Raw genomic sequence first — 24,721 nt, forward strand, 5'->3', positions numbered from 1 at the left:
CCCCAATACCCCATTCCAAATATTTCAGTATACATTTTGCACAGCACTGTTCCATTCCTTTGGGGATACACGATAGTATTTCTTAAATGCGCGACTGAATGCACTTATTGTTCCATACTTAAGCGTAAAGGCGATCTCCTTAATTCCTATTCCATTATTCAACAGGTTTCGGGCAGCTTCCATTCGCTGATCCAATTTATATTTTCGTATACCCACACCGCACTCCTGTTTAAATGCGCCTTGCAATGTATTTCGGCTAATGTTATAATTTGTTGCCAGTGTTTCGGTGCTGTCGGCAGCATAATTTTTATCCAGCTCCTTTTTTACTTCCGGTATTACATTCCGGGAGTTTGTTTCTGAGGATTTGCTCATGTTAATAAGGTTTAATACTTCTCCAGTTAAGCAATAGTATGTCGTTGCATTGCCTTTTAGTATAGACATGCAAATAGTATCCAGCTTCCTGAAAGAACGAAAGCTCAAAACGATTACGTTCTAATGGAAAGCCAGTCTTTTTTGTAACATCAATAACTAATTAACATCGGGAGCTGTAGTAATAGAAAAGAAGTATCGTTAAGAGAAGATTTGTTTGAAATGTTTGTGTTTGCATGGTGATAAGATTTTTTATGTGCAGCTTTCTTGTGCTGCCTGTCTGCTGTTAATTCAATTATAGGAGGTCAGGACCTCAAAAAAATTGAAAACCAGTGCAAGCTCATTCATTCAATTAAGATATAGTAAGCCAAAGAAGCAAGGCAAATTCATTCAGTTGAGTAGAGCGGAGTTAGTATTGTCAATATCATTCACAAAGCTGAGAGGCCAGAAAGAAAATATATGCATTGTTTAACTCAGACGGGGTACGATTGCTTCTATTGCAAGGTAAAGATTAATAATTGTATCTTCCATTTATTCTATTGTCTAATCCGTTTTTTAGGTTTTTTATTGGGGTATTTCCTTAAAACCCTACAAAATCAATAGAATATATAAGCTGATCATTATCGTTTTAAATTGCCTGCTATGGAATTATTGGCTGCTTTCCATTCCAAAGGTGTCAAACCGGTACTTTTTTTGAAATTTCTTATCAGCAGGCTGGGATTTTTATAACCACAGGAAGTTGCGATGGCCTGCAAAGGCCAGTCAGTGGCGAGAAGCATTTCCTTCACTTTTGTGATGCGGAGCCTTGTAAGATATTCATGAATAGTACATTTATAGATCTGCTTAAATCCAACTCTAAGTTTAGATTCATTAGTGCCTGCTTTCAAAGCGAGCTCGCGGTGCGTATAATGGTATTTGTATTCCTTTTCCAGAATGGCTGCCGCCCGGATAATTATTTGAATATCGCCGTCATTTATGCGCATATAGGAAAGGTTTAATTGAGTAGGCTGTCAAACAAGATATTTTATAGATAACACCAAAATATCCTGGTACCTTTATTCCCTCTCCTTTAAGAACGGGTATTCCCAAATGCGTAGCTAAAAAAATCTTGCTGTAGAATACTTACTTCCTGGTCAATGAATTAAAATACTCGCCCGGCGACATGTTGAAATACTTTTGAAAGTTGCGGCTGAAAAGACTCTGTGAACTATAACCTACCTTTTTAGAGATCTCGAATAATGAAAATTCATTTTCGGCAATAAGGCTGGCTGCTTTCTTCAGCCGGGTTATATCAATCAGTTCTTTTGGTGATAAGGAAGAAAGCGATTTTATTTTCCGGTAAAAGGAGGTCCGGCTCATGAACATATGTTCGGCCAGGGTGTCTATGTCGATGTTCGGGTCTTTAATATTGGCTCTTATATAGTCGTCGAGTTTTTTTAACCAGGCTTCATCGGTTTTTGAATGCGCCATTACGCCCACATCGTCAAATGGCGAGCTGGCAAAATGGTCTTTTATTTTCCGGCGGTTTTTTAACAGGTTGGCAATTTGCACCTGCAATAACTCTGAGGAGAACGGTTTTTGTATGTAAGCATCTGCGCCCACTTCCAACCCCTCTATGTGCGCTTTATAGGTGTTTTTGGAGGTAAGCAGAATGATAGGAATATGACAGTATTCCACATTTGATTTGATCTTGCGGCATAATTCAAACCCGTCAATACCCGGCATCATGATGTCAGAAATGATCAGGTTGATCACTTCACTGTCTAAAATGGTCTGGGCAATTTCTCCGTTCAATGCAAGATGCAGTTTGTAGGTGTCGCCTAAAACTACTGATAAAAACTCCAGCATGTCTTCGTTGTCATCAATAATAAGAATACTGTCTGTCATATTACTCGATCTTTTTCCAGCTGCTTAATTGAAATTCAAATTTTTGGTGTACAGGCATCCGCAATTCAAAAATAATTGAATCGGTTCCGCCTGAGGTTAACTGCAGTGATCCATTGTGCAGCTCCGTGAGTGATTTGGCAATCGACAGGCCAATGCCGGTGCCCGGTTTACTATTTCCGCGTACTCTTACAAATGGTTCAAAGATCTGGTCTTTGAATTCGTCAGGAATAGATTTGCCATCGTTGATGAAACGGATGGTAAAATGTTCATCTGTACTTTCTACCGTTGTGATGCGTATAATGGCACTCGTTGCTGCATATTTAACGGCATTCGATACCAGGTTCGAACTTATTTTAATAAATGCTTCCCGGTCTACAAAGGCCATAAAATGGCTGGCCGGCAAGTCTATAGTCAGATGAATATTTTTAGAAGCCGCCTGTTCCTTAAAGCCGGTTACCAGGTCGGTGATCACTGCTACAATATCTGTTTTTACAAAGTTTAAACTGAACTGGCTGGCTTCAGTCTTTCTGAAATCCAACAGCTGGCTGGTTAATTCCACCAGGCGTTTGGTATTTTTTTCTGCTATCGTCAGGCTTTTATTTATTTCAGGGTCCTTGCCAAATTTTTTCTTCAACCATTCTATTGGCCCCGCAATCAATGTAAGCGGGGTTTGTATTTCGTGGGTAATGTTGGTGAAGAATTCAATTTTTGCCTGGTAGATTTCCTTTTCTTTTTCGTGTTCGAACAATTGCAGTTTGCGAAGGTTCTTTTTATCGAGGTATTGCCGGTATAAGCGAGTGGCTACATAGATGGCTGTAAATAATAACAGCGTATATAAAATATAGGCCGTGGTGCTTTTCCAAAAGGGTGGCAATATTTTGATAAACAGCTTGCGTTCTTTTCCCATCCAGCTTCCGACATTACTTTCGGCCTGAACAATAAATTCATAGTTGCCATGCGAGAGATCGGTAAAGTAAGCTTTGCGGTTGGTGCTTAGATAGGTCCAGGATTTGTCGAGCCCTTTCATTAAATATTTATACCTGGTTACTTCGGGGGCAGAGTAATTCAATGCGGCAAATTCAATGCTGAAATTATTCTGATCGTATGCAAGCACCAGCGTATCTGTGTACAGAATGGATTTATTCAACGGGCTGTTCTCCGCATTGGGTATTACTTCTGTATTGTTGAGTTGAAAACCGGTTATATACGTGGGCGGACTAGGTTCTTTCTGATCGAAAGATGCAGGATCAAAAGCGATCATTCCTTTTACGGAACCAAAATACATCTTCCCATTGGTGTGTTTGTAGGCCGAGTTATAATTGAACTGATCGGTGATCAGTCCGTTTGCCTGTGTATATACCTTTACTTCCCCGTTGGCGATATTAAAACGGATAAGGCCTTTGAGAGAACTGATCCACAAATGCCCTGTCCCATCTTCCAGAATACCATACAGTACATTGGTGGGCAGTCCGTTTTCCGTATTGTACCGCGTGGTGCTTTTCCAATCGGCACTTAATTTTATCAGCCCGCTGCCGGTAGTGGCGAACCATAGGGCGTGATGGCTGTCTTCAAAAATATTATATACAGCAAATTCATTGGTGTATTGTGCATTCACGGTATCCCCAAAACGGAAATTGCCATGCTGGCCTGTTTTAGGATTATAGTAGAAAGCGCCCTGGTTTACGCTTCCTGTCCAGATATTCCCCTTGGAATCTTCAAAAATATCAAACACATAAGAGTTATAGGGTATCTGGGGAATGCGGGTAAATGTTTTATGTTGAATGTTGTACTCAAATAAACCGGAGCCATGATACGCGGTTCCTACCAACAAACTGTTATCTCTTGTTCGGTAAATGGAAATTACAAAATCACTTAACAGGTCGTTTTTACTGCCTACAAATTTAAACCGGTCTGTAATGGCGCCTGTGCGGATATCCATTACTTCCATGCCCTGAAAGAACGGACCAATAAATAACTGGTTGTCCCATGCCAGTAAGCCATGGATATTAGGATAAGGAATGGAGTCTTTTTTTTCCGTTGCCCGGTATTTTGTAAAGGCACCGGTTTTTAAATCCAGTTTATTGATGCCAGCATCTTCGGTTCCAATCCATAAATTATTATCGTTGTCTGCAGATATTTCCCGCACGGCCTCACCCGATATGGAGTTGATACCTGGTATGGGATAGAACTTTTCAAATCTGGCGTTGTCTTTGGAACAATAGTTTACTCCACCAAAATAAGTGCCGGCCCACATGCCGCCGCGGTTATCCCGGCAAAGCGTGTAAACAGCATTGTCATTGATCGCATAAGGCGATCCGGGCTGTTTTACCAGGTTCCTGCTTACCTGGAGTACGGGGTCATAAATATAGATCCCCGATTCCGTAGCGATCCAGTATAACCCGTCATTGTCAATGGCAATGTCCCGAATATAAATGTCGCTATTGTCTGTACGCAGGGGCACAGTTGTAACGGTACCGGTTTGTGTGTTGTATCTTTTTAATCCCTGTTTAAAACAGCCTATCAAAAGTTCGTTCCTGTTGATGGGGTATATTTTGCTTACAGAGCGGGCATTATCCGGGAGGTTTTTGTCAACAATCCTGATCCTGGTGGCTGTTGTTTTTTTCGGATCATATATACTGATGTTTCCATCATTATCGCCCATCCACAAATTCATGTCAGCATCCAGGGCAATATAGGAGGCTGTTGTTTTTAAGTCTTCGAACTTGTTTTCGGCGGCCGTGTATTTGCACAGGGTGAAATTAACAAGGCACCACAGGTCGTTATTTTTATCTATAATAAGATTGCTGGTATATTCTTTGGGAGCTGCTTCCAATTCAAAAAAGAGTTCTTTACCCGGATCGTATTTAAAAAGGCCTTTACCGGTTCCGGCCCAGATCATTCCGTTCTTATCTTCTGCAATGGCATTTATTACGTTATTGCCTATCCTGCCAAACTTATTCTTTTTGTATTCACAGGTTTTGAAGGTATAGCCGTCGAAGCGATTGATCCCATCGCGTGTACCAATCCAGATAAGTCCCTTATTGTCTTGTATGATAGAAGTGACGGCATTGTGAGCCAGCCCGTCATCCACCTGGTAATGTTTAAAGTAATATTGACCAAAGGATGAGGATACGGCCAACAGCAATGATAGTATCGACGTAATGAAGTTGTACAGCAAGCGCATATTCCCTCGTTCAAATATATAAAAAATGGTGGTTATAAATTGCCGGTTTGGTACAATTCGACAAAAGGTTGAACAAAGAATTTGGACGGGGTTTATTTATTTCGATCATGCGATTGTTTTTGTCATTGCTATCATGCCTGTTTATTTTCAATAGTTATTCCCAGCAATTGGTTTTGCCTGGTGATCATCCCGACCCGTCAGTTGTTAAAATCGGTAATGAATACTGGGGGGTTGGTACTACCTCCAACTGGTTTCCCGCTTTTCCCTTATACCACTCTACTGATCTTGTAAACTGGAAAGGAGCTGGTCATGTGTTTACAAAAATGCCCACCTGGGCCGACTATTACCTGTGGGCGCCCGAAATCACCTACGAAAATGGTAAGGTATACCTGTATTATACTGGGCACAAAAAGGGAGGAAATCTTTGTGTGGCAGTTGCCGTAGCCGATAAACCCGAAGGTCCTTATACTGACCTTGGCCCGCTTATGTGCCAGGATGATGGTTCTATAGATGCTTTTCCTATGCGGGATGAGCATGGAAAGTTATACCTGATCTGGAAAGAGGATGGGAATAGTATTGGCAAACCTACCCCCATTTGGGCGGCAGAAATAAAGGAAGACAGAACGGCCCTGGTAGGAGAGAAGAAGGAACTTTTCCGTGGCGATGTGCCCTGGGAAAGAGGCCTGGTGGAAGGGGTTTCGATAATAAAACAGAACGATTATTTTTTTGCCTTTTATGCTGCAGCTGCCTGCTGTGGTAAATCATGCACTTATGGAACCGGTATTGCAAGAGCTAAAAGCCTGTTGGGCCCCTGGGAAAAATATCCGGGGAACCCGGTGTTGTCGGCCAATGCCGAGTGGAAATGTCCGGGCCATGGCACTCCGGTGAAAAAGAATGGCAGGTATTATTTTCTATACCATGCTTACAGTACCAATTCCGGTGCATACGGCGGAAGACAGGGACTGCTGAATGAGTTCGAGTTTACAGCCGATGGTTGGGTGCGGTTCCTAAATGGAAGTAATTATGGTAAAGTAAAAGCTACTGAAAAAAATGAGGATGATTTTTCCAATCAAACCCTCACCGGCAACTGGCATTGGAGCATTTTTCAACAGGTGCAATACAAGATCGCCAACAACACATTACAACTACAGGCACTTCCTTCCATTGCCGGCGCTTATATTGGCCAGTCTGTGATCGCCAGCGATTATACGGCTGAAGTTACGGTACAAAAAAACACCACCTCGCAGGCCGGTCTTGCCCTGATAGGGGATGATAAGAATATTTTATCTGCAATAGTCGACAGCAATACTATCCGATTGGTACAGGTAAGGAAGGGAGAAACACAGGTACTTGCTGAAGAAAAAATTAAACAACCTTCAAATATCAGCCTCAAAGCGCAGGTAAAAAATAATACACAGGTCACCTTTATGTACAGTGCCGATGGTGCACAGTTTAATGTGCTGAATAATACCGCCGCCGATATCTCTTACCTGCCACCGTGGGACAGGGCCGTTCGGATAGGGTTGGTGTCAAAAGGCCCGCTGGAGAAAGCGGCGTTTTTCAAAAACTTTGTACTGGTTAATGAGGGAAGTTCATCAGGGGAGAATATAGTTCAGAAGCGCAACTAATCAAACCAATATATGAAACAGTTAATCATTAATGCATTTTTGCTGGGTGGTGTTTTTTTGTTGAACGCCTGCCATAGAATAGGGTTTCCCGGTGCTCCCGATGGACCGGGGGATGATCTGTCCGGACTGATCGTTGACAGCACCTTTACAAATCCTGTTTTAACCAGTGGTCCCGATCCCTGGGTGGTACAAAAAAACGGCACCTACTATTATACCTATACGCAGGGCAGCAAATTGGTGATCCTGGAAACAAAAAATATGTCGGAGCTGGCTTCTGCACGCCGGTATGAAGTGTGGACACCACTTGCTGGTACAGCGTATTCAAAAAATGTATGGGCACCCGAACTACATGAGATAAACGGTAAATGGTATTTTTATTTTGCGGCCGATGATGGATCAAATGCCAACCACCGCATGTACGTAGTGGAAAATACTTCGCCTACACCCGTAGAAGGTACCTGGGAGTTTAAAGGGAAAGTAGCCGATGTTACCAACCAATGGGCTATAGACGGCACCATTCTGAATCACAACGGTCAGCTGTATATGTTATGGTCTGGAGGAAATGCCGGCGCCCCGCCACAGAGTATTTACATTGCCAAAATGAGTAACCCCTGGACAATATCCAGTGAAAAGGTAATGATCTCCACCCCAACCTATGATTGGGAGAAAAAAGGAAACCCCATCAACGAAGGACCGCAAGTGCTGATCAATCCGCAGGGCCGGGTATTTGTTGTTTACTCGGGCAGTGGCTATTGGGTAGATGGATACTGTTTGGGTATGCTGTCGCTAAAAGAAAACGGCGACCCCATGAATGCAGCTGACTGGACGAAAAACACCACACCGGTTTTTTCCATGAAAGCAGCAAGCAGTGCTTACGGCACGGGGCACAACGGGTTCTTTAAATCGCCCAATGGCAACGAAGACTGGATCATTTATCATGCACGCAGTTTGCCCAATGGGGGAGATGGCAACAGCCGGAACCCACGCATTCAGAAATTTACCTGGAATACAGATGGAACGCCCAATTTCGGTGAACCGGTATCCATCAACCAACCGTTGAAACGCCCGGCCGGAGAAACGGTGCGGTTGATCTATCCTAAAACCAACTGGTCAATTGCCGGATTTAGTTCTGAAGAGAATAACAACAGCCGGCTTGCCATCCGGTTGATCGATGATACACTCACTACCTACTGGATCACCCGGTATTCAACCAATCCGACCAACTATCCCGATCATTGGATTGCTGTAGATATGGGTGCAACGGCTAAAGTGGATGGCTTTATCATTTCGCAAAAATCGGGTGACCGTAAAATAAAGGAACTGACAATCCAAACCAGTAATGATAACACCAGCTGGGATAGTGTGGGGATGTTTACGCTCAATAATATCGATCTGTTAAAACAGTACGTGGCTTTGCCGCAACGGATGCAATGCCGGTATTTTAAACTGGTTCCCGTATCGGGTTATGACACCCAAAAACAACCCGGGTTGGCAGAAGTATCGGCCTTCCGGTTTAAAAATTAATGCGCATGTATAAGAAGATATTTACCATGTTGTTGTTGCTTCCCTTTCAATTAATGCTTGCCCAGGAAAGCAGCCTTACTAAATTTCCCAAAGGATCAACGCCGCAGGAGGTAGGTAAATTGATCGCCTACCGTTTTATAAATGCCAAACATGCCTTGCATGCAGGCAAATGGATCAGCTATCCCGAAACATTTTATTGGAATGGATCGCTTAAGTATGCTTCACTGACCAGCGATAAAAAACTACTTGATTCTTTGGAGTTAAAATTCCAGCCATTGTTCTCAACGGAATCAGCCTTGCTGCCTATTAAAAACCATGTGGACCTGAATATGTTTGGCAGCCTGCCGCTGGGACTGTACCAGATTACAAAGGACAAAAAGTACCTGGAACTGGGAATGCCTTATGCAGACACGCAATGGGAGGTTCCTGAAAACAGCAACCCGGAACAAAAGGAATGGGCCAGCAAAGGGTACTCCTGGGAAACACGGCTGTGGATAGATGACATGTATATGATCACTATTGTACAAACCCAGGCATTTAAAGTAACCGGTGATGTAAAATATATTGACCGGGCGGCTAAAGAAATGGTGTTATATTTAGAGGAGTTGCAACGGCCGAACGGGCTTTTTTACCATGCACCTGATGTGCCGTTTTATTGGGGACGGGGCAATGGCTGGATGGCGGCGGGCATGACAGAACTGTTGCGCAATTTGCCTGAAAACAATCAATACCGCGCACGGATTATGCAGGGCTACCAAACGATGATGAAGAGTTTAAAAGACTTTCAATCTCCGGGTGGCATGTGGAACCAGTTGATTGATGAGAAAGACTGCTGGGTAGAAACCTCCGGATCGGCCATGTTTACCTACGCTATGATTACCGGTGTAAAGAAAAAATGGCTCGATGCAAAAGAGTATGCACCTGTAGCCCGGAAGGCGTGGCTGGCGATGGTTCCGTACATCGATGAAAAAGGCGCAGTATCTGAAGTATGTGTAGGCACCAATAAAAAGAACGATAAGCAATATTATTATGACCGCCCGCGCAGCAAAGGCGATTATCACGGACAGGCGCCCTATCTGTGGTGTGTAGCGGCACTTCTTGAAAAGTAAAATCAACCCATGCACAAGATTGTATTACTATTTATTTTTTGTACCCTGCTTGGGCATGTGTATGCCCAGGACGCCGGCACTTACAGCAACCCGTTGAATGTGCAGTTTGGCGATCCTTATATCTTACGCACAACTTCCGGCAACTATTATATGTATGGAACCGGCAACGGCGCCGACAATGGTTTTGTGGCTTATTCATCAACCGATTTAATAAACTGGAAGCGGGAAGGCCAGGTATATTATGGGAATAATAAAAACGGCTGGGGTGAAAATTCTTACTGGGCGCCCGAAGTGTATGAACGAAACGGAAAGTATTACCTGTTTTACAGCGCACAGTGGAAAGTGAATCCCGGCAAAGAACTGGAGAATTTTAAAATCGGTGTGGCCGTGGCTGATAATCCAACCGGGCCATTTGTTGATCTGCAGGATAAACCGGTTTTTGATCCCGGTTATCCGATCATAGATGCCAATGTGCTCTTTGCAGATAATGGAAAAACTTATTTGTATTATTCCAGGTGTTGCTACAAACATGCTGTTGCAAGCGAAGTGGCCACCTGGGCCCGGGATAAAGGCTGGTTTAATGAAGTGGAAGAAAGCTGGGTGTATGGCGTGGAAATGAAACCAGACTTTAGCGGGGTTATCGGCGAACCGGTTTTGTTATTGCGCCCGCCGGTAAAAATGAACGATCCCCAGGCTGCCTGGGAAAGCCAGTCGGTTCTATCGAAAGAGGTAAACCGCCGCTGGACGGAAGGTTCCTGCATCTTCAAAAAAGACGATACTTATTACATCATGTACTCGGCCAATTATTTCGGTGGGAAAAATTATGCGGTCGGCTATGCTACGTCAAAGAGTCCGCTGGGGCCATTTACAAAAGCGGCCAATAACCCGGTACTGCAAAAGAATACAGCCACAGGTGGCATTGTTACCGGCACCGGCCATAACAGTGTTACTTATGCCCCGGATGGCAAAACCATGTTGTGCGTATACCATGGCCGCACCAGTAAAACCGGCGATGAACGGGTAGTGTTTATAGATAAAATGAAAGTAAAGGATGGGGTATTATCTGTAGAAGGACCAACCACCGGAAAACAACAGCTGGCCGCCACAAACAATCCGTTGCTGGCAGACCCCACCCTGTTTTTTAATGAGGGCAAATACTATTTATACGGAACAGTGGGAAAGAATTCGGACAGCGGTTTTAAAGCCTATAGTTCTATTGATAAAATTACCTGGAAAGATGAAGGGTATGTATTGCGCAAAGGCGAAAGTTATGGAAGCAAAGGTTTTTGGGCGCCGCAGCTCTTTACTTATCAGGGAAAATTTTACATGGCCTACACTGCCAATGAGCACATTGGAATAGCCAGCGCCAACAGTCCACTGGGACCGTTTACGCAAAAAGAACAAAAGCCGTTGGCAGCGCCGGTACGAATGATAGATCCCTATGTGTATTTTGATACATCGGGAAAGATCTATTTATACCATGTACGATTACAGGAGGGCAATCGCATTTTTGTAGCGGAACTGTCAAAAGACCTGTCAGCTATCGATACCACTACGGTGCAGGAATGTATCAGCGCCTCGCAGCCCTGGGAAGACACACAAAACGTGCGGTGGAAAGTGACCGAAGGTCCTACCGTTTTACGGCACGATGGATTGTATTATATGATCTATTCTGCCAATGATTTTCGCAATCCCGACTATGCCATAGGTTTTGCAACGGCTGCCAGTGCTGCAGGTCCCTGGACCAAAAGCAGCACCAGTCCTATCATTTCCCGCAAGAATATCGGCATAAATGGTACGGGGCATGGCGATGTGCTGATGGATAAAAACGGTCAGCTCTTCTATGTGTTTCATGTGCATTCATCTGATACCCAGGTGGCGCCAAGAAGAACGGCCATTGTAGAACTTCAATTTAAAAAAGATAAAAAGAAAGCAGCAGAATTGGTTGCGCTGCCTCAAACTTTCCGGCTTTTGAACGAATAAGGAACATTTTGGAATGAATCGACAAGAAATTGAACAGAACATCCGATGGATGTTCTTTTTTTTTACAGTAACGAAATTGGAAGCGTTCAAACGATTGCATTCAAACCAAAACGATTGACCATCATGGAAAAACATTTAAAAATAATCAGGCGGAGTTATGCCTTTTTATTGCCGCGCAGAGGTGTATTCTTTCTGCCTTCTGCCCTCTGCCTTCTGCCCTTTTTTCTGCTGCTTTCTTTCAATGGCTTTACGCAGGATAAAACTGTAACTGGAACAATTACCGACTCACTGGGTAACGGATTGCCGGATGTTACTGTTGCCGTAAAGGGCACAGGTACGAGTGTAAAGACCGATGCGAAAGGTGCCTTTAGTATACCGATGGGTAAGGGCACCATTTTAAAGATCACTCACATCAGTTATGTTGGCCAGGAAGTGAAAGTAACTGGCAACGCCTCCCTAAGCATTACTTTAGAACCTGCCGCTTCCACTTACGACGACGTAGTGGTGGTGGGTTACGGTACCATGAAGAAGAAGGACCTTACGGGGTCCATTGTTCAGGTGCGTCCTGACAGATTAGCCAACGAAAATCCAAAGACGGTTCAGGATATCCTGCGTGGTACGCCTGGTTTGCGAGTGGGATATGACCCTTCTGCAAAAGGCGGCGGTAACCTGGAGGTGCGTGGCCGTCGTTCCGTGTATGATGCCGGCGGGCACAACAACCCGTTGATCGTATTAGACGGGATGATCTTTTATGGAGAATTGTCTGAGATCAATCCTGATGATATAGAACAGATCGATATCCTGAAGGATGCCTCGGCTGCGGCAGTGTACGGAGCAAAAGCCGCCAGCGGCGTAATTCTTATTGCTACGAAGAAAGGCAAACCAGGCAAACCTGTTATTAACACCACTATGAATGTGGGCGCTACAGAAGTATCCACCTACCGGAAAAGATTCACGCCCGAAGCTTACCTGCAACACCGGCAGGACTGGTATACAAAGAACACTTATGGCGTAAATGCGCAAACCGGTGCATATGAAGCGTATCAGACAGGAGTGTTTGCCAGTAAGCCCGGCTATTTTATGCAACCAGATCAGCTGCCCGACAACGTTTCCATTGACCAATGGCGGGGTTATACCACCAACCAGGCAAACGAATCTGATAGAAGCATTTGGGCCAAGCGATTAGGTTTCACCGGTAATGCCCTGCAGAATTTACTGGATGGAAAAACAGTGGACTGGGCCGATCACACGTTGCGAACTGGTTATAATACTGACTTTAATGCCAGCGTAAGCGGTGCAGGCGACAGGATGAACTATTATTTCTCCATGGGATATTTGAAGAACCAGGGTGGCATAGCCAGCGATAATTACCGGGCTGTACGTTCCAATTTGAAAGTAGATGCCAGGGTGACCAAATGGTTTGAATTGGGTGCTAATATAAATTTTCAGGACCGCTCTGATGGTAATCTGGATATTGATACGAGCCAGATGATGCGGAACAGTCCGTTTGCAGATTATGATGATGGGGCTGGAAATCCTGTGCAGTATCCGTTGAGTTCCGAATACAGCCAGCGAGGGTACAATTACGATTTTCAGAAAAAATACCTTGAACTCGAAAAAGGGTATACGGTGCTGAATACAATTTTGAATGGAAAAATAAAACTGCCTTTCAATATTACTTACTCTTTCAATGCTGCGCCCCGCTACCAGTTTTTTGAGGACCGCTATTTTATGTCTGCAGAATTGCCGGGCTCCGATCCCAAAACCCGGGGAACCAATCGCGAACAGAACAAACGCTTCGACTGGTCGCTTAACAATACCATTACCTGGGACCAGAAGTTCGGTAAAGACCATCACTTCATAGTGACACTGGTACAGGAAGCGGAGGACCGTAAATACTGGCAGGATAAGATCCAGGCGCGTAATATTCTGCCCTCAGATGCATTAGGGTTCCATAATACAAAGAATGGAAGTAAGGAGAACAGCACTTATTCAAGCTCTGATTCGCACCAGTCGGCAGACGCCCTGCTGGGACGCCTGTTCTATTCTTATGACAACCGGTATATGATCACCACCTCTATCCGCAGGGATGGGTACTCCGCATTCGGAAGTTCCAATCCGTATGCGGTATTTCCCTCGCTGGCATTGGCCTGGACGTTTACCAATGAAAAATTCTTCAGATGGAATGATGTGATGAGTAATGGTAAGCTGCGTCTTTCCTACGGTAAAAACGGGAACCGGTCGCTGGAAGACCCTTATGTGGCGTTGTCGAATCTTTCTGAAGGAGCAGGTAGAATGCAGGGGTATTTGAATTCGGCCGGCCAGTTGCTTTTATACCGGTATTTATATGCAGACCGGTTGGCCAATCCACATTTGCAATGGGAGAAAACTACAGCCTGGAACGTAGGGCTCGATTTTGGTTTCCTCAACGATCGCATAACCGGTTCTATAGAATATTACACCATGCAAACGCATGACATGATCATGGTGCAGAAGATCCCGGATTTTACCGGATTCCCGTCCATTACCACTAACCTGGGACAGGTTAACAACAATGGGGTAGAACTGGCTTTGAATACCGTTAATATTCGCAATAAAAACTTTCAATGGAATACCACCTTCGGGTTATCGTATAATAGAAACAGGATCGTGCATTTATACTATGACCAGGAAAATGTAATGGATGCAAACGGGAATGTGATAGGATCTAAAGAAAGAGACGATATCAACAACAGGTGGTTTATAGGAAAATCCATCGGCGCCATCTGGGATTACCGGGTTACCGGCATCTGGCAGGCTAATGAAGCTGCGGAAGCGAAAGAATATGGCCAGGCACCCGGCGATCCAAAAGTGGCGAATAACTACACTGGCGATGATGTGAAAAATGCAGATGGAACCGTAACCCATGTCTATAATGACAAAGACAAGGAGTTCCTGGGTGAAACTTCTCCGCCCTGGCATTGGTCGTTACGCAATGAGTTTACCTTATGGAATAACCTGAGTGTCTCTTTCAACGTTTACTCCTACCTGGGGCATAAAAGTTTGCTCGACGAGTATTTAAATACGGATGATGACGGTGGACGCATGACTTATGCTTTGCAGAACGTTCCGGCAAAAGAATACTGGACACCTGAACATCCCACCAACAAGTACGGGCGTATAGAAGCTAAAGGTCCTACAGGCGCACAAGGTGCGCAGATGTTGTATAATCGTTCTTTTGTTCGCCTCGACAATTTTTCAGTAGGCTATACCCTGCCAAAAGCATGGACTTCTAGGATTACCTTAAACAAGGTAAAAGTATTTGGCACGGTGCGCAATGTGCGTGCGTGGCACGCGAAAGACTGGACATACGGGGATCCTGAAACAGATAACAATTGGGCAACACGGGTATATAACCTGGGACTGAATTTAATTTTCTAACCTATTAGCGAGAAAGATATGCAACCAAAAAATAAAAAGATAAATCGGGTATTTTGTTGTGTGACCTTATTTATTGCCGCTACAATATGTGTAAGCAGTTGCTCCAAGGAGTTTTTAAAACCTGATCCCCTGTCCTTTTACGAACCTGCCACTACGTTCAATACTGAAAATGGACTAATGTCGGCTATGGCTTTGTGCGACCGGCACCTGAAAGCGTACTGGGCTACCGATAATAACGAAATGCTTACGCTGGGTACGGAATATATTTTTTCAGAACTGATGGTAGCCAGTGCTACCGATAAACGCAGCATGTTGTGCGATGTAGCCAATACGCTCACTCCTACCAGCGATAATTCCACGCTTCAGAATCTCGACAGAACAAACAGCATCTGGTATTTGTGGACCGAGACCTATAAGGCGATCATGTACGCCAATACTATTATAAAGTATGTGGATGGTGTTGAAACGCTTGACCAGCCAACTAAAAACATGTACAAGGGCCGGGCCTATTTTCATCGGGCCTTTCGTTATATGGCCCTGGTTTTCGAATACGGTGATGTACCGCTTGTGACAACGATTGTGGAAGGACCTAAACAAAATTACCGTTGCACAAAGAAGGATGCCATTCTGCAAATGATCACGAAGGATATGGAACTGGCGGTTCAATGGGTGCCCGAGCAAAAAGATATGGCCACCACCGGATTGATAAACAAAGGCGCCTGCCGGATGTTGCTGGCCAAATGTTACCTGGCCATAGGCGAGTATGCCAAAGCAAAGGAACAAACTGATATCCTGATCAACCAGTCGGGTTATTCATTGATGCAAAACACCTTTGGCACTTTTAACGATGGGGGCGAACCGCAAACCTGGCCTATTACCCGGAATGTGATCTGGGACCTGCACCGCCCGGAAAATAAACTCATTGCCGCCAACCGCGAAGTGATTATGGGTATGCCAAACAGGGGTTCAGACCAGGAGTCATTTGTTCAAATGCTTACTATGCGCATTCTGTATCCTTTTGTTTTTGACACCCGGATCCAGACAAAGGATGGCAAACAGGCCTTGTTGAATATAAGACGTAATGATGCGGCCTATAATCCGAAGTATGATTATATGCGCGCGTTCGGCCGGGGTATTGCTACTTTCCGCCCCACTAACTTTTCTACCAATGCATTGTGGAGTGTTAACGGCAATATGGATGCGGGCGACCTGCGTCATAATTCCCAGGTAGGCAATTGGATCCGCATGGAAGATTACAAGGTTAACAACAAAGCGTCCAAAGAATTTGGTAACCCGATCACCTTATACAATACCAATGGCGCCCTGTTGTGCAGTGATACCATTCGCCGCTGGTTTGATGTGCCCCATTATAAATTCTTTTTGGATGATCCCGTAAACGAAGCCAATATCTCCGGTTCAGATGGACTTAGAGGCGCTACCAATGGCGGTATTGCAGACTGGTATCTCTATCGGCTGGCAGAAGCCTACCTGTTGCGGGCCGAAGCTAAATATTATATAAATCCGGCCGATGCAACTATTAAAGATGATCTGAATGCCATAAGACAAAGAGCCAAATGCACGGAGCTTTATCAGGGCACTGTTACTATTGGCGATATTATGAATGAACGCGCCCGTGAATTGTATTGGGAAGAATGGCGTAATGTAGAACTGAAACGCGTATCACTGTGTTTGGCCCGTAGTGGCAAACCAGATGAATGGGGCAATGTGTATAACCTGGAAGATTATGACAAACAAGCCGGCACAGGCCCTACAGGTGGCAGCTATTGGTACCAGCGTATCAATCATTATAGCCTGTATAACAAAGGGACTATACAGATCAACAGCACCGGTATCAGCAACCCCAACTATACCATGGATAAAAAGAATATGTACTGGCCGATTCCCTATGTGGCCATTACCGCAAATAACAAAGGCCAGTTGAGTCAAAATTATGGCTATGATGGCTTCGATCCCGGTACCCCTAAATGGGACAATTGGGAAGATGCCGTAGCAGATGAAAGTAAGAACTAGTCAGTCCACCCCAACAGACAAAAAGGCCTTTCCCGATTCTTCGGGGTGGGCTTTTTTGTTGCCGTTAAGTTTGTCAAACGGGTTATACAATGACGATCCCTTTACCAAATTGCTTTAAACAGGCATTAAGTGTTTGCGAATCCATGCTCAGTTTGCGGTAACAATCTTTGGGAATAATGGCTACCTGTCCGGTTTCAAAGGTGGGAGCGGCAGGAAAAAATACAATGGTATCACCGTTGTCGGCTATGTCTATCAGGTAGGCTGGTTTCCAGCATTCCTGGTCTTGAACCAGGCAGGTTTCAAAAACAGCTGCTTTTTCTACTGGTACTTCGCCGATCTTTTTCTGCGCTTCTTTTTTCAGGTCTGTATAGCCCGGAATAAAAATGGTCAGTTTTTGATCGATCCGGTCACTCATTTTTTTGAAAAAAGTAAGCCTCACCAAAAAGCCGGCAACCAAACAGAGCAGCAATAATAACACCAGTGCCACCAGCACATTTCCTCCGGGGCCAATCAATGCATTTATAAATAACAGCTTTGATACCTTTGCGGCTACGGTGATTATCTTGTCCCAGAATTTATTGATCAATGCCACCGCAACAAGCACCGGCATCAAAAAAATAAAACCGGTAATGATATGACGGCGGATAACTCTGTATATTCTTCTCATCTCTATTTCATTAAAACAGCTATCAACAAATTTGGCCATTTTCGATTTCTTTTTCTGGTAGACAGCTGATTTAACCGTAAAGTATTTTACTTAAAATATGTTTTTAGCTTAAAGCCAGCGGGTAACGAAAAAACGTGTTTTACGGTGAAACACGTTCCGCGCATTTTAATCCGGTAATAATTGAGTTATTTTAATCAAACAGTTGTTATGATGAAACCGCTCTTTCTTACCGCGTTTTTTGCCGCTTTTATATTGAGTGGCTATGCCCAGACTTCCGATGTTGAAGCTGAAGCGATCATCAATTTACTGGGCGTTCAAAAAAAGGAGGCAATTGCCCGGCTTGTTTCTGTTTCTGCAAAAGATTCTGCTGCTTTCTGGAAAATCTATGACGAGTATCAGCAAAAAAATTCACCGGTTGCCAAAAACAGGTTACAGTTATATGAAGCAACCGCCAACTCATACAGCAAAATGACAGACGGGATGGCTGACTCCCTGGCAAAAAAATACTTTGAAAACCGGATGGCCATGGAAAAAAGCCTGGAAGAATATTACAAAAAGATAAAGACTGCCACAGATGCTACTACTGCATTCGAGTTTTACCAGGCCGAAGTTTACCTGTTGACATACATGCGGGCTCAAATTATGCAAAAGATACCAACGTATGGAGAGTTCAGGGCACAGCTTAAAAAGAATGAATAAAACCAGGTTGTATGCGTAATAGTATCGTCATTATCTCCATGTGGTGTGGCATGGCTTGCCAAAGCGGACCGCAAAAACCCATTGGCCTTTCCAGTGATTCCATTCATGTGATAACTTATGCTGCACATCCCCAGGGAGCAGATGCCATCCTGGCAAAACTAAAAGCGGGGAATGCCAACTTTGTAAGCAGGTTTTCTTTCGTCAACGTTCATTCAGACAGTTCCTATAACTACTACGATCAGATTATGCATTCAGGGGATGAACAGCATCCCATAGCTGCTGTGCTTACCTGCATGGATTCGCGGGTCCCTCCTGAAATTATTTTCGACCAGGGCATCGGGAACCTGTTTGTTTTACGGGTTGCCGGTAACATTCAGGACGATGATATTCTGGGAAGTATAGAATACGCAGTGGCTGAAAAGGGAGTGAATTTAATAGTTGTGATGGGACATACCAACTGCGGAGCTATCGCTGCCGCATTTGGCAACGTTGATACATCGGCCCGGGAATTGTATGAATTGGTTACACATGTTAAAAGAGCCATAGTGCCTCATGATAAACCGCCTTACGCTGCTACAGCCAAAAATAATGTGAAGCTTACCATGGATGATATTTTACAACACAGCAGTACGGTAAAAAGAAAATATGATGACCACGATCTGCTTTTGGTTGGGGCCATGTACGATGTGAGCAATGGCAAGGTCAACTGGAAGGACGATGGGTGGTAAGCTGCCAATTGGTGGAATGATCAGTCGAGCGATGTCATAAACGCCTTTGCTTCTATCATCGCACTATGACAAAAATCTTTTAGCTTATTAATGGTATTCCTGATCGGTTGTTGATCGGAGTTGCCCAACTCAATTTCATCGAGCAGCGGATTGAGCGAATCATTCAGCCCCATTACCGACACGGTTGTTTTTAAATTGTGGGCAATCCACATCATGGCTTCTGCATTGTTCTCCTGAAAAGCCTGTTCCAGTTGTTGCAGGGCTACAGGCACTGCCTGCAGAAATTTTTGGGTTACATCTTTCTCATAGTTCTTATTACCCGCACTAACATCTTTCAGGTAATCGAGTTGAATGTATTTGTAATTGTTGGATTCCGCTACGGGTTTTATAATTACATCGTTTGATATGGGTTGTACAAAGGAGATGAAGCGATTGATCAATTCGCGCAGTTGTTCCTGTTTTACCGGTTTGGTAATATAATCGTTCATGCCATAACTCAAACACTTTTCTTTTTCACCGGGCAGGGCGTGTGCCGTCATGGCCACAATGGGGATCGCTGATTTTAATTCGTTGCGTATTTTCCTGGCAGCAGTGTATCCGTCCATCAAGGGCATTTGAATATCCATTAGTACCATATTGTAGTCGTTGGTCTTTAGCTTCTCGATGGCTTCCTGTCCGTTGTTGGCGATATCGAATGGAATGTTCCAGTTTTTGAAAATATGGCTGAGCAGGCTTTGATTGGCCTCATTGTCCTCCGTGATCAGGATGTGTAGGTTATTATTGGTGTTATTGGCAAACGGCACTTCTGAAATGCCGAGGTTATTGGAGATCTGTTGGGTAGAGATAATGTAGGGGAGGGTAATATAAAAAGCCGTGCCTGTGCCTGGTGCACTTTCTACCTGGATGGTCCCTTTCAGCAAGTCAACCAGGTCTTTTACAATGGATAGTCCCAAGCCTGTACCCCCGTATTCACGGGTAATGGTGTCATCAGCCTGTTGAAAACGGCCAAAGATCTGTTTGAGTTTTTGCGGTTCTATACCTATACCGGTGTCACTGATCACGATAGAGAGTGTCGCAACATTATTGATGATCTCTTTTTTGGTGATTCGTAGATCGATAGCCCCCTTATCGGTGAACTTGATTGCATTGCTTAACAGGTTATTGATTATTTGTGTTAGCCGGACCGGGTCGCCTTCCAGGATATCGGGTAAAGAATTATCGATAGCAATTGTTAAGCTGATACTTTTTGACATCACTTTTTGTTGTACCATCAGTTCTATGGAGTTTACCAGTCCTCTCAGGCTGAAGGGCAGCTTTTCTATCCGCATCATGCCTGCTTCAATTTTTGAAATATCGAGGATATCGTTCACGATCGTCAGCAGGTTTTCGCCTGAACGCTGAATGGTATTAACAAAGTGTTTGGCGTCCCCATCCATTCTTTTCTGCGAAAGCAATTGAGTAAAACCCAGGATGGCGTTCATAGGCGTGCGAATCTCATGGCTCATGTTGGCCAGAAAGTTTTCTTTGATGCGTGCTGTTTCGCGTACTTTTCTTTCAGACCTGATCAGCTTCTGCATGATATGAAGGATGTACCATAACAGTACCCCTGCAGCCAGTAGTACCATGGCAATAAGAATATAACTGAATTCAAGGGCTTTTCGTCCGCTCCGTTGAACAGAGTTGGTTATTAACGACAGTTCGTCCCTTCTGGCATCGGTAATGTCCCGTACAGTGCTTTCAATGCTATAGGAAACCCATTCGGGCAGATTGGCTTTAATGGTGTCTTCAGCAGCTGTTACGCTGTGCCGGTGGTAGGCGTACAACACACTATGAAAGAGATTGATCTTTTTTTGAATGTTGGTGTCTAGTTTGTGAATGAGGGCAACGGTGTGGGAATCGCCGGGAATGGCCATCAGAAATTGCTGCGAGCGCTGGATCTCATCAAATTCAATATTCAATCCGGTTAAATAAGTGGTATCGCCTGATTCAAGAAATCCCCGGATCTTTCTTTCAATCACTACTTTGCTTTTGGCCGCATTCAACATGTTCTCAGTGATCTGGAATTCGCCCATGAGCTCTTTATTGGCCTTGATGAGCGAGTTCAGGTGTTTGGTTGAATTATACTCCACATAGATGAGTATAATTGTTCCGGTAATAAATGCGCCGAGAATATAGAATATGATCCTTTTTCCTGACATGGTGCTAAATTAATTGTGCAGTGCCAATTGGAATGCGGGTACTCTGTAAAAAAGGAAAATCGATCGGTAAAAAAGGAATATGGGGCGATGGCCTATAACACATTCATTCTCTTGTTCAAAGTAGCCCTGTAGGCATCGGCGACCGGTACCGTTTTCTCATGTACAATGAGCACTCCGTCCTTTATGGTGTCAATTTTGTCGATAGCTACAATAAACGATCGGTGCACGCGAAGGAACTTTTGTGCGGGCAGGTGATGTTCCACTGCTTTCAGGGAATTGTGAATGGCATAGAACCGCTGGCTGGTGTGCAGTTTTACATAATCGCCCATGGCTTCCGCAAAAAGAATATCATTCAGTTCCAGTCTTCGCACCACATTCGAATCGCGGATGAATATAAATTCGTTCGTATTGATATTGAACTGGTCATCCTTGCTTTCCAGTAAGTCCCGGGCTTTATCGATGGCCTGTATAAATCGGCTGGTAGTGATGGGCTTTACAATGTAATCGGCCACATTCAATTCAAATGCATCTACCGCATATTCTTTTTTAGAGGTGGTGAAAATGATCAGGGGTCGTTTGGCGCCGAGGTGCTGGATCAATTCCAGACCAGTCATGCCCGGCATTTCAATATCAAGCAAAATGACATCTACTGCTTCCTCCAGCAGTAGATTGTATGCCTGCATGGCGTCGGCGCATTCCCCAACAACGGTAATGTCCTTTACCCGGCCGGCAAGCTGGAGCAGTGTAGTTCTGGCTATTTCATTATCGTCTACTATCAGGACATTCATATTCTAAAGATAAAGAATATGGCCGACTTGCCAAATGACCCGATTAACGATCCATTTGGCTTGTTCAACGACTGGCTCTTGAGCAGGTTTTCAGGCTGTAGTAAGTTGCACCTGCTTTACAACAACAACGACGAAATAAAATAATGAATCATGAAAGCGAATATAGGTATCAGTGAAGCCAATACTGCAGAAGTTGCCCACGAGTTAAGCAAGTTACTGGCCGATGAATTTGTACTCTACACAAAAGCAAGGAATGCCCACTGGAATGTAGAAGGCCCCGATTTTATCAATAAACATTTGTTCTTTGAAACCCAGTACAATGAGTTGGCAGATATGGTAGATGAGGTAGCGGAACGGATACGACAACTGGGACATTATGCACCGGCTACACTGGGCGCCTACCTGGAGCTGACAGAATTAACAGAAGTGTTCCGGCAACGGAATGATGGCATAGGTTTCATTAAGGAGTTGCTCGAAGATCATGACCACATTATTTTCAAGCTGCGTAAACTCATCGATTCTTTTGCCAGTCAGTACCACAATGAAGGCACCAGTGATTTCATTACCGGGTTAATGCAAAGACATGAGAAGATGGCCTGGTTCTTAAGAGCGCATTTACAGTAAGGTTACAGGAGAAGTGAGTTGAGTTCAGTGCGATAGAAAGGAGGGTCACATGAGAATGGTGTTTACCCTTAGCCCGCCGAGTCCGCCTGTTGGCGGAGTAGGTGGGCTTTTTGTTAAAATTACCAGATAGTACAGGACAATTTTTCATAGGTAGGGGTTAGCTTTACAGCGATAGCTAATCTATTGCCGTATGATGAATTACAGATCTCTCTTTTTTACTATTCTTGTTGTTTTCGCTGCAGTTGGTGTTGTTGCCCAGGAAAAGCAGGTAGCCCTGAAACCTGCCGTCTTCTCTGTTAAGCCTTCACAAGGCCATACCTTCCGGTTAACGAACCCTTGCTATCCTTTTACCGGCAATAAAAATTCGGTCGTTCGTATAGCGCCGGCGCTTATCGAATTAACCGGAGCCAGCAGTATGGATGGCACCAATACCGTTCAACTGAAATTTGCTTCAGCGGTAAATGTGCTCATTGCCCTTCCACAAGGCCAGCAATTGAACAATGCGCAACTGGTAATCGATAGTGCATTGACCATTACCGGACTTCCTCCCTATAATATATACAAGGTAGCTTATAAAAAAGGCTGGCAAACCGTGACCTGTCAAAGTAAAGACGGATTTGTTGCCGGTGTTATTGGCGTTAATCAACCATTATTAACGCAAGGCGGCCACCAGCCAGATGGCCGGCTCTGGCGTCCTTATATTACCGATGGGTTTACAGATGGCCACCCGCTTTTTGAGATCATCGGTGGACCCGATCAACCGGTTATCGATGAAGGAATGCCCGGTACGGAAGGGATCCAGGGTGGTTTTGAAGGCGGTACCTGTGTGAAGGTGGGCAATACCTATCATATGTTTCCAACCGAACGTGCCGGTGAAATGGGCGTAGCAGCTTATTACGACCGGGTGAAAACCCGCATTGGCCATTGGGAAAGCCCTGATGCCATTCACTGGAAACGGGTGGGCACTATATATCAGGCAAGTGGTAAATATGCCATTGCAGAAGAAGACAACCCGATGAACGATCGCCGGGGGGCTATCTGGTCGTACAATGCCGTGTTTAATGAAAAGGAAGACCGGTGGTATGGTTATTACCTTACGTATACGGTCGATCGCAACATACAACCCAACCATTCCTTTGGCCGTATCTGGTGCACAAAATCCAAAACCAAAGGGATGGAAGGCATTGGTGGTCCTTACGATGAGGGGCAGCTGATCATGGAGCCAGGTCTGGATGCGCAGCCCTGGGAAGGAAGACAAGGCGTTGCTTCATTTTATCCTTTCCCGGTAAAAGATGGCTGGCTGGGTTTTTATGCAGGCGCCTATCCTTTTAAAACCTGGGCCGATTATCCAAAGAATACTGGTACCGGCTGGTTTATCGGACTGGCAAAATCAGCGTCTATGGATGGTCCATGGAAACGCCTGGACACTACGGTGAACCCGGTTAAAAGTATTAATCCTGAGTTTGTTGAAAATCCCCTTGTTTATAAATTACAAAACGGCGCTTATATAACTGTGTTCGATGGTGGCCCTGATGGCGGTGCACATCATTTTCCCAACATGATCGGGTACACGCTTTCAAAAGATGGATTGCACTGGAGTGAAGCCCGCTATCTTCCCCTGCATACCAAAGTAAAACGCTGGTGGAGCACCATGCGCACACCGCTCTGCCTGATCCCTGAAGGCGACAATGTATACACCATTGTATATGCAGCTTATAACCAACCGAACAAACGCTTTCATCCCATGGGCATGGTAAAAGTAAAAATGGACCCTACAGTGTTGGAAGAGTTGTTGAAGGGAATTGATTAAACAAAGCTTTCTTAATATAGAAAAGGGTCTGATACTTTATTGTTTTCAAAATATACAGTTATCGGCCAAATC

17 protein-coding genes are annotated in these 24,721 nt (G+C 44.4%); 10 read left to right on the plus strand and 7 right to left on the minus strand.

Annotated features, from left to right (window positions below):
• Nucleotides 1-24 precede the first annotated feature (24 nt).
• The 4 genes from BMX95_RS24010 to BMX95_RS24025 all read right to left on the minus strand — a co-directional run bounded on the left by BMX95_RS24010 (nucleotide 25) and on the right by BMX95_RS24025 (nucleotide 5,440).
• Entirely contained in the window at nucleotides 25-372 is a 348-nt protein-coding gene (locus BMX95_RS24010; RefSeq protein ID WP_165758790.1) for a helix-turn-helix domain-containing protein, read from the minus strand.
• Nucleotides 373-989: 617 nt separating this feature from the next.
• Entirely contained in the window at nucleotides 990-1,352 is a 363-nt protein-coding gene (locus BMX95_RS24015; RefSeq protein WP_081197278.1) for a helix-turn-helix domain-containing protein, read from the minus strand.
• Nucleotides 1,353-1,491: 139 nt separating this feature from the next.
• Nucleotides 1,492-2,256 (minus strand): response regulator transcription factor, encoded by a 765-nt coding sequence (locus tag BMX95_RS24020; protein ID WP_081197277.1) that lies wholly within the window; start codon nucleotides 2,254-2,256, stop codon nucleotides 1,492-1,494.
• 1 nt (nucleotide 2,257) lies between these two features.
• Complete coding sequence (locus tag BMX95_RS24025) at nucleotides 2,258-5,440, minus strand: ligand-binding sensor domain-containing protein (protein ID WP_081197276.1); 3,183 nt, start codon at nucleotides 5,438-5,440, stop codon at nucleotides 2,258-2,260.
• A 47-nt stretch (nucleotides 5,441-5,487) separates the two neighbouring features.
• Here BMX95_RS24025 and BMX95_RS24030 point away from each other — a divergent pair, with 47 nt between their 5' ends.
• The 6 genes from BMX95_RS24030 (at nucleotide 5,488) to BMX95_RS24055 (ending at nucleotide 17,135) form a co-directional block, all read left to right on the plus strand.
• Complete coding sequence (locus BMX95_RS24030; RefSeq protein ID WP_081197275.1) at nucleotides 5,488-7,068, plus strand: family 43 glycosylhydrolase; 1,581 nt, start codon at nucleotides 5,488-5,490, stop codon at nucleotides 7,066-7,068.
• Nucleotides 7,069-7,080: 12 nt separating this feature from the next.
• Entirely contained in the window at nucleotides 7,081-8,592 is a 1,512-nt protein-coding gene (locus tag BMX95_RS24035; RefSeq protein WP_081197274.1) for a family 43 glycosylhydrolase, read from the plus strand.
• Between the two features lie 5 nt (nucleotides 8,593-8,597).
• Entirely contained in the window at nucleotides 8,598-9,701 is a 1,104-nt protein-coding gene (locus BMX95_RS24040; protein WP_081197312.1) for a glycoside hydrolase family 88/105 protein, read from the plus strand.
• Between the two features lie 9 nt (nucleotides 9,702-9,710).
• A complete protein-coding gene (locus tag BMX95_RS35540; RefSeq protein WP_081197273.1) occupies nucleotides 9,711-11,684 on the plus strand; it encodes a glycoside hydrolase family 43 protein in 1,974 nt (657 codons plus the stop codon).
• A 123-nt stretch (nucleotides 11,685-11,807) separates the two neighbouring features.
• On the plus strand, nucleotides 11,808-15,104 hold the full coding sequence (locus BMX95_RS24050; RefSeq protein WP_081197311.1) for a SusC/RagA family TonB-linked outer membrane protein: 3,297 nt from the start codon (nucleotides 11,808-11,810) through the stop codon (nucleotides 15,102-15,104).
• Nucleotides 15,105-15,164: 60 nt separating this feature from the next.
• Nucleotides 15,165-17,135, plus strand: coding sequence for a RagB/SusD family nutrient uptake outer membrane protein (locus BMX95_RS24055; protein WP_242672971.1), 1,971 nt, complete (start codon nucleotides 15,165-15,167; stop codon nucleotides 17,133-17,135).
• A gap of 82 nt (nucleotides 17,136-17,217) precedes the next feature.
• On the opposite strand, the gene BMX95_RS24060 is transcribed toward BMX95_RS24055, so the two are convergent.
• Nucleotides 17,218-17,841 carry a hypothetical protein gene (locus BMX95_RS24060; RefSeq protein ID WP_081197271.1) on the minus strand — a complete coding sequence of 208 codons (624 nt, stop codon included), beginning with the start codon at nucleotides 17,839-17,841 and terminating at the stop codon, nucleotides 17,218-17,220.
• 168 nt (nucleotides 17,842-18,009) lie between these two features.
• Here BMX95_RS24060 and BMX95_RS24065 point away from each other — a divergent pair, with 168 nt between their 5' ends.
• Together BMX95_RS24065 and BMX95_RS24070 are read left to right on the plus strand one after the other, a co-directional pair.
• Complete coding sequence (locus tag BMX95_RS24065) at nucleotides 18,010-18,501, plus strand: hypothetical protein (RefSeq protein WP_133053822.1); 492 nt, start codon at nucleotides 18,010-18,012, stop codon at nucleotides 18,499-18,501.
• Nucleotides 18,502-18,512: 11 nt separating this feature from the next.
• Nucleotides 18,513-19,229, plus strand: coding sequence for a carbonic anhydrase (locus tag BMX95_RS24070; RefSeq protein ID WP_081197269.1), 717 nt, complete (start codon nucleotides 18,513-18,515; stop codon nucleotides 19,227-19,229).
• A 20-nt stretch (nucleotides 19,230-19,249) separates the two neighbouring features.
• Here BMX95_RS24070 and BMX95_RS24075 read toward each other — a convergent pair whose 3' ends face one another.
• Nucleotides 19,250-21,427, minus strand: coding sequence for an ATP-binding protein (locus BMX95_RS24075; protein ID WP_081197268.1), 2,178 nt, complete (start codon nucleotides 21,425-21,427; stop codon nucleotides 19,250-19,252).
• Between the two features lie 92 nt (nucleotides 21,428-21,519).
• On the minus strand, nucleotides 21,520-22,215 hold the full coding sequence (locus tag BMX95_RS24080) for a LytR/AlgR family response regulator transcription factor (protein WP_081197267.1): 696 nt from the start codon (nucleotides 22,213-22,215) through the stop codon (nucleotides 21,520-21,522).
• Between the two features lie 150 nt (nucleotides 22,216-22,365).
• Between BMX95_RS24080 and BMX95_RS24085 the strand changes: the two genes are divergently transcribed.
• Entirely contained in the window at nucleotides 22,366-22,839 is a 474-nt protein-coding gene (locus tag BMX95_RS24085; RefSeq protein WP_081197266.1) for a Dps family protein, read from the plus strand.
• A 190-nt stretch (nucleotides 22,840-23,029) separates the two neighbouring features.
• Nucleotides 23,030-24,649 (plus strand): glycoside hydrolase family protein, encoded by a 1,620-nt coding sequence (locus tag BMX95_RS24090; protein ID WP_081197265.1) that lies wholly within the window; start codon nucleotides 23,030-23,032, stop codon nucleotides 24,647-24,649.
• The last annotated feature ends 72 nt before the right edge of the window (nucleotides 24,650-24,721 follow it).

This window comes from Niastella yeongjuensis (assembly GCF_900110245.1).
Lineage (GTDB): Bacteria > Bacteroidota > Bacteroidia > Chitinophagales > Chitinophagaceae > Niastella > Niastella yeongjuensis.

What these genes read in the sequence shown, in the direction of transcription:
- BMX95_RS24010 (WP_165758790.1), bottom strand. Translation starts at nt 372, where the DNA reads ATGAGCAAATCCTCAGAAACAAACTCCCGGAATGTAATACCGGAAGTA.
- BMX95_RS24015 (WP_081197278.1), bottom strand. Translation starts at nt 1,352, where the DNA reads ATGCGCATAAATGACGGCGATATTCAAATAATTATCCGGGCGGCAGCC.
- BMX95_RS24020 (WP_081197277.1), bottom strand. Translation starts at nt 2,256, where the DNA reads ATGACAGACAGTATTCTTATTATTGATGACAACGAAGACATGCTGGAG.
- BMX95_RS24025 (WP_081197276.1), bottom strand. Translation starts at nt 5,440, where the DNA reads ATGCGCTTGCTGTACAACTTCATTACGTCGATACTATCATTGCTGTTG.
- BMX95_RS24035 (WP_081197274.1), top strand. Translation starts at nt 7,081, where the DNA reads ATGAAACAGTTAATCATTAATGCATTTTTGCTGGGTGGTGTTTTTTTG.
- BMX95_RS24040 (WP_081197312.1), top strand. Translation starts at nt 8,598, where the DNA reads ATGTATAAGAAGATATTTACCATGTTGTTGTTGCTTCCCTTTCAATTA.
- BMX95_RS35540 (WP_081197273.1), top strand. Translation starts at nt 9,711, where the DNA reads ATGCACAAGATTGTATTACTATTTATTTTTTGTACCCTGCTTGGGCAT.
- BMX95_RS24050 (WP_081197311.1), top strand. Translation starts at nt 11,808, where the DNA reads ATGGAAAAACATTTAAAAATAATCAGGCGGAGTTATGCCTTTTTATTG.
- BMX95_RS24060 (WP_081197271.1), bottom strand. Translation starts at nt 17,841, where the DNA reads ATGGCCAAATTTGTTGATAGCTGTTTTAATGAAATAGAGATGAGAAGA.
- BMX95_RS24065 (WP_133053822.1), top strand. Translation starts at nt 18,010, where the DNA reads ATGATGAAACCGCTCTTTCTTACCGCGTTTTTTGCCGCTTTTATATTG.
- BMX95_RS24070 (WP_081197269.1), top strand. Translation starts at nt 18,513, where the DNA reads ATGCGTAATAGTATCGTCATTATCTCCATGTGGTGTGGCATGGCTTGC.
- BMX95_RS24075 (WP_081197268.1), bottom strand. Translation starts at nt 21,427, where the DNA reads ATGTCAGGAAAAAGGATCATATTCTATATTCTCGGCGCATTTATTACC.
- BMX95_RS24080 (WP_081197267.1), bottom strand. Translation starts at nt 22,215, where the DNA reads ATGAATGTCCTGATAGTAGACGATAATGAAATAGCCAGAACTACACTG.
- BMX95_RS24085 (WP_081197266.1), top strand. Translation starts at nt 22,366, where the DNA reads ATGAAAGCGAATATAGGTATCAGTGAAGCCAATACTGCAGAAGTTGCC.
- BMX95_RS24090 (WP_081197265.1), top strand. Translation starts at nt 23,030, where the DNA reads ATGATGAATTACAGATCTCTCTTTTTTACTATTCTTGTTGTTTTCGCT.